The following is a 12,564-nucleotide window of genomic DNA, read 5'->3' as shown; positions in this document are numbered from 1 at the left end:
TATTCAATAAAGAATTAATATGAAAAGCTTGCTTGTAGAAAAAATATGACAATAGTGATTTTATTTTTAGTTCATATATTATCTATAAAAGGCATCAGATGAAAGCAACCATGACATACAAATTCCTATAGTTAAGTGTGTTTATTGAACTTTTTAGAATTTTCGTTGAAGATAGTGAAAAGCTATCAGCTCTTTCAATAAAGAGTGAACTTAGGTTTCATAAAAGAGGCAAAGGATTACAGGTTCTAGTAGCTAAAGGTTAATTTTGAAGTTAATAAAAGAAATTAGCAAAGATTCGTCAGTTTTTTTGTTAGAGACTTTTCCTATATTAAGAACTATATTAATAACATTAGTATCATTGATATATTTTAATAGTGTACATCATACATTTATTGTAATGACAGCAATATTTTTATCTATACATGTAAGTTTTTTATTTTCTTCCTTGTTAATAAAGTTCTTATAATTGTTATATGTGTGGTAGGAGAATTGCTTTAGTTGGAAAAATTATAGTGGTGAAACATAATATACTATTACTTAATGCTTTGTGATAGTAATAGTTACTAAGCTAAATATTAATTTTTTTTCATTACAAATTATATATGACACGCCATCAAGCGGTAATAAAGTTGACATTCTAAATGATTATGGCATGCGGAATATTAACTGCAAGCAGTTTTAACCTTATTTTTATTCTTGCATTGCTTGTAATATAAAGATATGAAAAAACTTGACTTAAATTAGTAATTATTTACTATTAGAAATAGCGTTTCTTTCCATTAAAGATATAGTTATAACTGATTGTATAGGATTTATTTGTATGATTGCTAATCGTAAGAGTAGTACTAAACAGAAAAGTGACAAAGGTGACTTAGTTGGGAGCATTGATATAATAAAAACAGCAGCGGAACTTTCACTTCAGAAAGGTCTAGATTTTGAAGTGATAATAAAGGCATTAGAAAGTGCAATAGAAGCAGTTGCTTATCAAAAATACGGTAGTAAGAATAAAATTGTAGTTAATATAGATAGAAACACAGGAAAGGTTATTTCATACAGAGAATTAAAGGTCATTGATGATAAGCCAAATATAGAGGGAAATTCTGGATATGAATCAATTACTCTTACGCAGGCTAAGTTAATAAAGGAAGATGCAAAAGTTGGAGATACCATTAATGAATTGCTCTCTCTTAATACTGATCTTGCTTCAGCAAGAATTGCCCAACAAAGAATTGCTCAAGTAATTAAATATGAAGAATTAAAGAAAGAATATGGAGAATTTAGGGATAAAGTAGGAGAGATAAGATATGGTGTTGTTAAGCAAGTAGAATATTCAGACTTGATTATAGATATAAATGGTACGAGGGCATACCTTCCATTTCGAAATTTAATTGGTGGTGAATCATTTCGCGAAGGTGATAAGGTTAAAGCTTATATACAAACTGTTAAGCGTTCTGATGACGGACGTCAAATTATTCTTTCTAGAGCCCATGAAGGTTTTTTAGAGGCATTGCTAAATCAAGAAATACCGGAAATTGCTGATGGGTTAGTGATAATTAAAGGCATAGCTAGAGATGCTGGTTCAAGATCTAAAGTTGCTGTTTTTTCTCCTGATAAAAATATTGATCCAGTAGGTGCTTGTGTCGGAGTTAAGGGAGAAAGGATAAAAACTATAATACATGAATTAAATGGAGAAAAGATTGATGTCATACACTACTCTTCAGACCTGGGCCAGTTTGTTATTAAAGCAATTACTCCTGCAGAAGTATCAAAGGTTATTATTGATGAAAATGAAAATTGCGTAGAGTTAATAGTTCATGAAGATCAGTTGAGCTTAGCTATAGGAAAAAAAGGTCAAAATGTAAGATTAGCCTCAGAGCTTGTTGGATGGAAGATTGAAATACTGAGTACTCAGCAAGAGTCAGAAAGGCGGAGTAAAGAGCTTAATCAATGTTCAGCTCTGTTTGCTGAAGCTTTAAATTTAGAAGAGATCATGGGTCAATTGTTAGTTACAGAAGGCTTTTCAAGCGTAGAAGATATATCCGATGCTTCAATTAAAGAACTTGCTTCAATAGAAGGCTTTAATGAGGATATTGCAAATGAACTACGTAGCAGAGCAGCCAAGTACCTAAAGGTAAAAAATGATAAAAGAATAGAAGAGCTAAAAGCTTCAGGTATGGAAGATGATGTAATCAACCTACCTTTATCAATAGATGGTAAAATTGCTCTCAGCAAACATGGTATTAAAACATTAGATAGTATAGCAGATTTATCGAGTTATGAGTTTTGCAGTATACTTTCTAATTCAGAAAACAGTAAAAAAGATTTGAAAGATACAGCAGACTTAATAATCATGGAAGCACGCAAGAAGCTAGGTGTAATATAACAAAATGATATGAATAATGAAGAAGGTATCAGTAGTAAGAAACTAACACTTCAAGGCTTTAACAAGCTTAAATTTGGTCTTGATTTAAGTTATCCAGTAAGTCCAAATATAGGGGCTACAATAGTAAAAAAAAGAAGAAGAAAAATCCGTGAGCCAGAAGGGCAAAGCGAGAGTAAACTAGGCTCCTTAACAGAAAAAGAGCAGATTTTTCGTATTAATGCCGTACAAAATGCTGTTTTGCTAAAAGAGAAAAACCTAAAGAAAGAAAAGGAAGTAATTACGAAAGAAGATAATAATAGGAAAATTGATGAAGATAGCATTTCATGCTCTTTACTTAAAGAGAATAAAGAAAAAGGCTCAAGTGGTGTTAGCTTAGTTAAGCTGATGGAAGAGAGAATTGATGACGAATTCGTTAATAAAAAGTCCTTAAAGACTAATAAAGATGTATATTCTAAATATTCTAAGCTAATAATTGCACAGTCAATAGACGATAAAGTTGAACAAACTTTAGTGTTCAAACAAAGGTTTGGCATAAGAAATAAAAGGTCAAAGTTTATCAAAGGTAAGAATATATCAAGGGAAGTTATTATACCAGATAAGATTACAATTAAAGAGTTATCTATTCGTATGGCAGAGGAGAGCAAAGGTGTGCTAAAAATGTTAGAAGAAGAAATAGGTGAGTCTTGCAAAGTGGATGATTTCGTGAATCCAGATATAGCATGTAAAATAGTAGAGAAATTCAATCATGTAGCTAAACGAGTAAGTAATGTTGACAAGGAAAGGGATTTATTATTTGTAGAAAATAAGAAAAGCTTACCTAAAAAACCCAAGCCACCGGTCGTTACATTTATGGGACATGTTGATCATGGTAAAACCTCATTGCTTGATGCATTTCGTGACTCTAATATCGCAGAAAAAGAATCAGGTGGAATAACTCAACATATAGGTGCTTATCAGATAGTTACAAAAAATAAACAGAAAATTACTTTTATTGATACACCAGGGCATGAAGCGTTCACTGCAATGCGTGCATGTGGTGCCAACATTACCGACATAGTCGTAATAGTGATTGCAGCCGATGATGGGGTGATGAAACAAACAATTGAAGCTATAAATCATGCAAAGTCTGCAAATGTTTCTATCATAGTTGCTATTAACAAAATTGATAGGTCACAGCCTGGAGATGTAGAGAGGATAATTAGTAGTTTACCTAGGTATGGCCTCATCCCTGAGGAACTTGGTGGTGACGTTATAGTTGTACCGATATCAGCAAAAAAGAGAATTAACTTAGATAAGTTAGAAGAAGCAATCTTGTTAGTTGCTGAGTTAATGAAACTTGAAGCAATAGAAGATTGTCGAGCACTTGGGTGGGTGATAGAATCTAAAATTGATAAAGCTAAAGGAATATCAGCAACATTAATAGTTGAAGAAGGAACGCTAAAGGTTGGTGATATATTAGTACTAGGCACAACATATGGCAAAGTACGCAATATGGTCAATCATTTTGGAGAAAGAGAAAATATAGCTCTACCTTCCACTGCAGTTGAAATTACCGGTCTAAACGGTATACCAAACGCTGGAGATAAGTTTGTCGTTGTAAGTTCTGAAAAGCAGACCCGTGAAATTATTGAGTACAGATTAGATCTAGTCAGAAAAAAGAAAGGAAATTCAAACGATAATAATCCAAATATATTTAATCATGGCGATAGCAAGATAGAAGAGATATCTTTACTTTTAAAGTGCGATGTTACTGGTTCTATTGAAGCAATATTAAATTCAATTAATAAACTCAGTAAAAATCAAGTAAAATTAAATATCCTACACAAAGCAGTAGGGGGAATAACAGATTCAGATGTACTGCTTGCAGAAGCATCAAATGCAATAATTTTAGCGTTTAACGTTAAAACAGATTCAAAAATAAGAGATATGGCAAAACAAAAAGGTGTAGAGATACACACTTATAATATAATATACGAACTTATTGATGATATGAAAATGTACTTAACTAAAATATTGAAGCCTATAACACGAGAAGTACGTATTGGCTCTGCATCTGTGAGGCAGATATTTAGTACATCTAAAGCTAGCAATATCATTGGATGTTATATAAGTGATGGAGTCGCAAAAAAGGATTCTTTAATTAAGGTAATGCGCAACAGTAAATTAATATGCAAAGGAAAGTTAAAAGCTTTACGTAGATTTAAAGATGATGTTAAAGAAGTAGTTACAGATTTTGAGTGTGGAATGTCTCTTGATGGTAATGTCGATGTTAAAGTTGGAGATATTCTAGAAGTTTATCAATTAGTTCAGGAAGAAAGGATATTATAGTAGTCAAGTATGAAAAAAGAAATTAGAAGACTGAAAATAGCATCTGTATTGCATAGAGCAATATCTAGAATCTTAATGAAAGGTAAAGTGTACAGTAATAAGGGTATAATAGTATCTTACGTAAAATTAAGTAAAGATTTTAAAAAAGCGGATGTATATATCGTGTCATCTTCATTAAACGAAAAAAATTACAGTACTAATACTATTATTAATGAAGTTAACCAATCTGCATGGTTAATACACAAATCTATATTGTGTTATGTTAATTTACGGTTTGTACCTAAGTTAGTTTTTAAACCTGACTTAGCATTCGATAATTTTATTAATGTAAACAAAATACTAAGTAATCACACTTAATTGATGCATTTCAATCACTACTTTTTATTGATTAGGTTGCATAGTTTAACAGGTTTATGGCTTATATTATTTCCGAGTTTAAGTGGTATTACTCTAGCCTCAACTTCTATATCATGGCAGACTTTTTTCCTCTTTATCTTGTTCACTATAGGCTCATTTTTAATGAGGTCTGCAGGTTGCGTAATCAATGACATTCTTGATAAAGAAATAGATATACATGTTGAGCGAACAAAGCATAGACCACTTGCAAGCGATGCATTAAACGTAAAGCAAGCCTTGGCTTTACTTTCCCTGTTATTATCTATTGCACTGGTAATCCTATTACTCACCAATAAAACTACGCTTATGTTGGGAATAATCTCTATATGTATGATAATTATTTATCCCTTATTAAAACGTCATGTTTGGTGGCCACAGTTGTTTCTAGGATTTACTTTTAATATGGGATCACTCATGGGTTGGACGGTAGTAAAAAACAAGATCAGTATAGAACCTGTACTCTTTTATACAGGATGCATCTTTTGGACGCTGAGCTACGACACTATATATGCTCATCAAGATAAGAGAGATGATGAAAAATTAGGAATAAAGTCAACTGCATTGCATTTTGGTAATGCAACAAAATGCTGGTTAAAAAAGTTTTATCTAATTTCTCTTATGATGTGGCTATGTGCTGGTATCTTATCATCATTAAATAACATTTTTTATATTGCTCTACTTGCTATAGGATTCATGTTTTACTACCAATATAAAAATCTTAATCTTGATAACCCTAGTCAATGTATGTCCATATTCAAAAACAATTCTTACGTGGGGCTACTGCTTTTTTCCAGCATTCTTTTAGACAGAGTGATAAACTGAATATACCTGAAAAAAGCTCCTGCACAGATACTAAGTACTTTTTTTATAGCTCTAGCCTCTTAGAAAAGATTTCCAAAAGCAGTGTGTAAGGCAGTATTAAGGTTCTGTTTTTAGCGCTTGAAGAAATTTTATATATCTTAGGCTACAAAACCGTATATTCTCTATATTAAAAATAATATATAAAGCTACTCAACAAATTTTACCAATCTCATGTTTTGACAACTAGGTTATTTCTAACTCAGAACCTATTTTTAATCTTCTCAAACTCAATAGTAAATTGAGCATAAATTTAAAATATTTTTTTATAGACTGCATGAAGTATAGTAACTACATGTTTTTTAAATCCTTTCTGCATTCAGCAAAATCATACTTAAAATATAAACATCAGCAAGAGTAAAAAGTTAAAGCAGATGAGGTTTTTTGCCTTTGCCCTATGCCCTATAGGGCTATAGGTTAAACTATCACTATAAAACCTGTTTTTTCATTTCTTCCTGTTATTCCAGCGCTTCTTTTTTATTATTCGAGTAGTAGGCACTAAAATGACATCGTGCACTTTAGGTAAAACAGGTTTTTAATTATATGTCATCAAGTATAGCATGGTTAACCTCTACTTTATATTTTGACTTCAGATAACTCATTAATTGCTCTTTTAGTGATATCATCACTCTTCTTCCAGTATCAAACGTATTTAATTTGCCATTTGATGAATATATTTCTTTTAAAAGACCTATTATAATATCATTATCATATTGAATAGGATCTGTTACTGAATTAGTTGTTTTCATATCAAAAATCTCTTCTATAAAAGAAGAAGGATAATTCTGTTGCCCAACATCATTGCGTTGTACCTGCTGGTCTTTAATTAGTTCTACACCTTCAGTTTTCTCAAAATCTACTTTCTCTTTTAATTGAGTTATAATTCTTTGTCCAATTTTAAACATTTGTTCTTTTATAAACTCATTACGCCAAAGATCTATCACTGATGCCTTACCTTCTTCAAAACTTTGCATCTTAGATGGAATAATATCGATGATCTTTACACTAACAACAGTATCTCCAATACTCTTAAAATAACCTTTTTGATCTTTTTTCCGTGAAAAAATAAAGGAAATCAAATCATTAGAATTTCTCTCATTATTTACGCTTTGATCTTCTCCACTAGCATCTACTGGACCGATAGTTTGAATAGGCAAATTGTACTCACTAGAAATCTCTTCAATCGTCGCACCATTATATATCTTATAATTTACTTGATTTATAAAATCATTAACTTTTTCAAAAGACTTTTGGTTGATTAAAATTAATTTTATGTCCCTCTTTAAATCAGCCAAGTTTTCATCAGAGATTTGATGCACATTGTCCACCTTTATTATATGCCAGCCAAAATTGCTCACTAAAACTTCGCTTACTTCACCTGCTTTAAGAGCAAATACCTTTTCTCTCATATCTTCTGGTAGAAAATCCTTAGTTACATTATTTATTCTAATTTCCTCAAGTTTTATTTTACCAAACTTTTCTACTATCTGTTCAAAGCTTACTTTGCCATCATCAAGTGCCTTTTTTACTACTTTGACCTCTTCCTCATTATGAAATACTAGATTAAATATATCTCTTTGATCTTTAAGCTCTTGTTGTTCTATTATACTGTTAACCTCTTCATCTGAAATGTGAACCTGATCTTCAAAATATTTTTGACCTAAAGAAATATATTGTGCAGTTCGACGTTCAGGATAATAAAAGTAGGACTTATTTTCTTCATACAAGTTAAATAAAGTTTCATCATTTGGCTTTGGAATATCTGTAACTGCATCTTTAGTTATCTTAATAACATCGACTATCCTGGTTTGATAGCGACTTTTATATATCTGTTCATCAATTTTCTCACCAAAAGTTATTGGATAACCACCTTTAAATAATGAGGTCATGAACATCATTGCAGGTAGAATTTTTTTCAGCTTTGCTATATAATCTTCCTCTATCATATGCAAATCATTTAGCATTTCATAAAATTTCTCTCTATCAAATTCCCCTTTATTGTTTTGAAGGTACTTGATGTTTCTAATATGGTCTTTTACAGATTCTTCTCCAACTACCAATCCCAGATCATTAGTTAGGTTGAATAATAGTTTTTGCTCTATAAGAGCATTAAGTAAATCGTATTTCAGTCTTTTCGTTTGTTCTATACTAATATCAGACCCAGGAGTTTTATTTCCATAATTTTTATATAACAACTTATACTCATCTAATGTTATAACTTCTTTTCCAACTCTCGCTATTTCCTTTTTCTCACTATTATCTAATAGAAAACTACCAACCCCCATGAAGATTAATAAAAAGGCCAAAGTGACAATGGTTACTTTAGTGAAAAAATTTTTAACACTCATAAACACAAAAGTTAATTAGTGTTAATTATAACAGGAATTTAGTTCTTGTAAATTTACTAATTCATTAGTTATGATATATAATATTATAATATATTAAGCTTAAAAATTCAATTTTTCTCGAATTGAAATATACATTTAAGTCAAGCAATTGCATCCAAAGAGAGTTAATATTCCTTCAGGTCTCTTAAAAGAGACCTAGTTACTTACTTGATCAAATCAAAGGATTGTAAATTAAGAAATTATTAAGTGGTAAAATTAATGCTTTTTTAATTTTAATAGCTTATATTTTAGCTCTATATAACAGCAAAGAATATTTTAAATGGTAGATGTTTTCCTGATGTCATCAGAACTTTCTAAAAGAAATAATAATAAAAGTAAACAGCTTCTTATGCAAATTGCTGCTTGGTTAGTGGATAACACTGCTTTAACTTTTAGCCAGATAGCTCAATGTTGTGAGTTAACTCTTGAAGAAGTGCAAGATATAGCTGATGAAAAAATAGATGCTGAAAGATTTAATCCTATTATCTCTGGAATAATAACTGAAAAAGAAATTGATGACTGCAAAAAAAATCTGGATCGTATTCCAAACTTGGTTACAAAAACCTTTAAAAAAAGGAGGAATAAACCAATCGGTAACATTTTTAGGCTTAACTCTGTAGTGAGACGTAAAGATAAACCTGATGCAATTTATTACTTAATAAGAAAATTTCCTATTTTGGATAATAATGTCATAGCTAAATTAATCAGTACAACAAATCATACAGTAGAGCAGATAAAAAATGGATCCCACTATAATATGCAAAATATAAAACCTCAAGATCCTGTGCTGCTTGGCTTATGTAGCCAAGAAGATTTAGAGACAGAAATAGAAAAAGCGAAAGTAAAAGAAGAGAGAAGAGAAAGGTTAAAGAATATAAAAGAAAATTATCGAAGCACTCTTTAAATTGCTTATTTATTTTTATACCTTGTTAACATCAAATTAACTTGACTTGTTAATGTATATTAGTATAACTAGCTAAAGTATTTAACTTAATGGCAATTAAGTTTGGTACTTCCTAAAAGCTAACTAAGCTTAATTTTATTATCTTGTATCGCATTTTAAGTTAGTAAGCATCAATTAAAATTTTTGGAGGACTATGGTATATGGTAACAATCAATGAAGATGTTTTAGCAAAGGAAAAGGTTGCAGCTAAACCAGAACCAGTAAAAAAAAGTGAACAAATTCCTAACAATGATATGGCAAAGCAAACAACAAACGGAGGTGTAAAAGAAAACAGAAAAACGCTAGATTTGAGTGAATTAAGAAAAAAAACAGCAGAAGAACTATTGGGTCTAGCTGAAGAAAGAAAAATCTCAACTAATGGTAAAAGTAATGGCAGAATGCTGAAGCAAGAGATGATATTCAGTTTAATGAAAAAAATGAGCGAAGAAGGAGGAGTTACTACAGGAAGCGGGGTAGTAGAAATATTACCTGATGGTTTCGGCTTTTTGCGCTCAGCAAGTGCAAATTATGCTACAAGTACTGATGATATTTATATTTCTAATGGACAAATAAAAAAGTTCAACTTGCGTACTGGAGATATGGTATGCGGAGAAATAAGGCCACCTGGAGATAAAGAAAGATATTTTACTTTAACTAAGGTTCAAAGCATAAACTCTACTGAGATAAATGAACTAAGAAAGTATGTCCATTTTGATAATTTGCTTCCCCTTTACCCTGAAGAGAGTTTAATTCTTGAAAACAACATTAGTGAAGATAATAAAAAAAATATAAATATGCGTGCTGTTGACATAGTTGCACCCCTTGGAAAAGGACAAAGGGCGTTAATAGTTGCTCCACCTCGTACAGGAAAAACAATATTGCTTCAGCAAATGGCTCATTCTATAGCTACAAATCATCCTGAGATAGAATTGATAGTGTTACTTATAGATGAAAGACCTGAGGAAGTGACAGATATGATACGCTCTGTAAAAGGTGAGGTAGTGAGCTCCACATTTGATGAACCTGCCTACCGGCATGTACAACTCGCTGAAATAGTAATAGAAAAAGCCAAAAGAATGGTTGAACATAAAAAGAATGTTGTAATTTTGCTTGATTCCATAACTCGCCTTGCACGAGCCTATAATGCAGTTATTCCTTCATCCGGTAAGGTTCTTACTGGTGGTGTAGACTCAAACGCGCTGCAAAGGCCGAAGCGCTTTTTTGGAGCAGCTCGCAATATTGAAAATGGCGGTTCTTTAACGATCATTGCTACCGCTCTTATAGAAACTGGCTCAAAAATGGATGAAGTTATTTTCGAAGAGTTTAAAGGTACAGGTAACGCTGAAATTATACTCGATAGAAAACTTGCAGATAAGAGAATATTCCCAGCTATCGATATTACAAAATCTGGAACTAGGAAGGAAGAGCTATTAATTGATAAAGCTATATTAAATAAAATATGGGTGCTGCGTAGGATACTTAATCCTATGGGATCAGTTGAAGCAATGGAGTTCTTGCGTGACAAACTACTTTTAACAAAAAGTAATGCTGATTTTTTTAACTCCATGAATAATTAGTCATAGATTAGCAATAGAAATTCTAAAAAATTGGTATATGATAGGCTATTATATAAGTAGCTTTTTAGGTCACCTTATCTACTTTATTTTGCCACTTCACTAAAAAACGATACCAATGAAAAAAATCATACTGGAAATTTAGTCTTCCTAAATTTCCAGTACCCAAAGTGTCAATTACTCATTTCGTAGTACTTCTCAACCAATTTATTGAGCAACCTTACACCAAAACCTACTGCTCCTCTTGGAGAAATGTCAGTGCCTTTTTCATGCCAAGCAGTTCCTGCAATGTCTAGATGTGCCCAACAAGTTTCGTTCACAAAACGCTGTAAAAACTGCGCAGCTATTATGCTATCCCCACCAGAACCTACAGGGGCTATGTTTTGCATATCAGCAATCGGTGAATCAATAATTTTATTATAAGTCTCGTTCATAGGAAAACGCCATAGTTTCTCATTTACTTCATTTCCTGCATTAATAAGATAATTTGCTAATTCATCATTATTGGAAAAAAGACCAGCATACTCGTTATTCCCAAGTGCGACTACTATAGCACCAGTCAAAGTTGCAATGTCAATCATAAACTTTGGCGAAAACCTGTCTTGCGTATACCATAAAGCATCCGCAAGCATGAGCCTTCCTTCTGCATCAGTATTTAACACTTCTATTGTCTGACCAGACATTGAGGTAACTATATCACTTGGTCTTTGGGCATTACCACCTATTGAATTCTCTGCAAGTGCAACTACACCAATTGCATTTACTTTTGCTTTTCGCCCTGCTAGAGCACACATTACCCCAACTACAGCAGCAGAACCTGCCATATCATATTTCATTGACTCCATACCGCGTGAAGATTTAAGTGATATTCCACCAGTATCAAACGTTATACCTTTACCCACGAAAGCTATCGGTTTTTGTTCTAAAGCTCCATTCCATTTTATCACTACTAATTTTGGCTCTTTACTACTTCCTTGTGCTACTCCAAGCAATGCTTTCATTTTTTTCTCTTCTATCTGCTTTTTACCAAGTACTTCAACCTCAAGGCCAAGCTTAGTAAGTTCGGCTTTTATACGGTCAGCATAAAACTCTGGATATAAAACGTTAGGTGGCTCAGTGATAAAAGAACGCGCAAGAAATATACCTCTACCTTCTTGTCTTAAACATTCAAACGTTTTTTCAGCACTACTTAATCGCTCATTTTTTACTAACACTATGATCTTTTCTACTTCTGTAATTTTTTCATCCTTTTTAGTTCTATACTTATCAAACTTAAAGCTACGTAAAAGTGCACCGTATGCGATATTTGCTGCATTACCTTCAATTGAAATCACCGCTTGCTTAATTCTTAATTTGCTTAATTCACAATATATCTTGCCACCAATATTTAATTCTTTATTTTCATCCCATTCACTCCTCTTACCAAGCCCAATAATTATGATATTTTTCCCCTCTAATGAAGTAACGGAGAAAAACTCACCAAAGTCTCCATTGAAGTCACTAAATTGTTTTATATTGTCTATAATCCACTTTTCTTGCAAAACACTATAGTTACTATTCACAACTTCGTTACCTTCAAATAAACCTGTAACTATTGTTTTTAAATCAGGTGGAATTCTAGAAATTATTATCTTCATTATTTATAGCTCTATACAACCAGAATAATATTTACCAAAATGACTGAAAAATACAAGT

At 31.9% G+C, this 12,564-nt stretch carries 8 protein-coding genes; 6 read left to right on the top strand and 2 right to left on the bottom strand.

The window, feature by feature from the left end; genetic code table 11:
* The first annotated feature begins 820 nt into the window (after window positions 1-820).
* Genes nusA through ubiA form a run of 4 tightly spaced genes read left to right on the top strand, consistent with a single transcriptional unit; the run spans window position 821 to window position 5,929 of the window.
* Window positions 821-2,383, top strand: coding sequence for a transcription termination factor NusA (gene nusA / locus WOO_RS02780; RefSeq protein WP_014869160.1), 1,563 nt, complete (start codon window positions 821-823; stop codon window positions 2,381-2,383).
* 9 nt (window positions 2,384-2,392) lie between these two features.
* A complete protein-coding gene (gene infB / locus WOO_RS02775; protein WP_014869159.1) occupies window positions 2,393-4,711 on the top strand; it encodes a translation initiation factor IF-2 in 2,319 nt (772 codons plus the stop codon).
* Window positions 4,712-4,720: 9 nt separating this feature from the next.
* Window positions 4,721-5,068: a ribosome-binding factor A gene (locus tag WOO_RS02770; RefSeq protein WP_014869158.1), complete on the top strand. Its 348-nt coding sequence runs from the start codon at window positions 4,721-4,723 to the stop codon at window positions 5,066-5,068.
* A 3-nt stretch (window positions 5,069-5,071) separates the two neighbouring features.
* Complete coding sequence (ubiA, locus tag WOO_RS02765; RefSeq protein ID WP_014869157.1) at window positions 5,072-5,929, top strand: 4-hydroxybenzoate octaprenyltransferase; 858 nt, start codon at window positions 5,072-5,074, stop codon at window positions 5,927-5,929.
* A 575-nt stretch (window positions 5,930-6,504) separates the two neighbouring features.
* Here ubiA and WOO_RS02760 read toward each other — a convergent pair.
* Window positions 6,505-8,313, bottom strand: a complete 1,809-nt coding sequence (locus tag WOO_RS02760) for a peptidylprolyl isomerase (protein ID WP_014869156.1) — start codon at window positions 8,311-8,313, stop codon at window positions 6,505-6,507.
* Window positions 8,314-8,632: 319 nt separating this feature from the next.
* Here WOO_RS02760 and WOO_RS02755 point away from each other — a divergent pair, with 319 nt between their 5' ends.
* Together WOO_RS02755 and rho are read left to right on the top strand one after the other, a co-directional pair.
* Window positions 8,633-9,256, top strand: a complete 624-nt coding sequence (locus tag WOO_RS02755; protein ID WP_014869155.1) for a cell cycle transcriptional regulator TrcR — start codon at window positions 8,633-8,635, stop codon at window positions 9,254-9,256.
* Between the two features lie 200 nt (window positions 9,257-9,456).
* Window positions 9,457-10,872: a transcription termination factor Rho gene (gene rho, locus WOO_RS02750; protein WP_014869154.1), complete on the top strand. Its 1,416-nt coding sequence runs from the start codon at window positions 9,457-9,459 to the stop codon at window positions 10,870-10,872.
* A 170-nt stretch (window positions 10,873-11,042) separates the two neighbouring features.
* Here rho and WOO_RS02745 read toward each other — a convergent pair whose 3' ends face one another.
* Window positions 11,043-12,506: a leucyl aminopeptidase gene (locus WOO_RS02745; RefSeq protein WP_014869153.1), complete on the bottom strand. Its 1,464-nt coding sequence runs from the start codon at window positions 12,504-12,506 to the stop codon at window positions 11,043-11,045.
* Window positions 12,507-12,564 lie beyond the last annotated feature (58 nt).

This window comes from Wolbachia endosymbiont of Onchocerca ochengi (genome assembly GCF_000306885.1).
Taxonomy (GTDB): domain Bacteria; phylum Pseudomonadota; class Alphaproteobacteria; order Rickettsiales; family Anaplasmataceae; genus Wolbachia.
The sequence above is the reverse complement of the archived record's forward strand: the minus strand, read 5'-3'. Positions and strand labels throughout refer to the sequence as shown.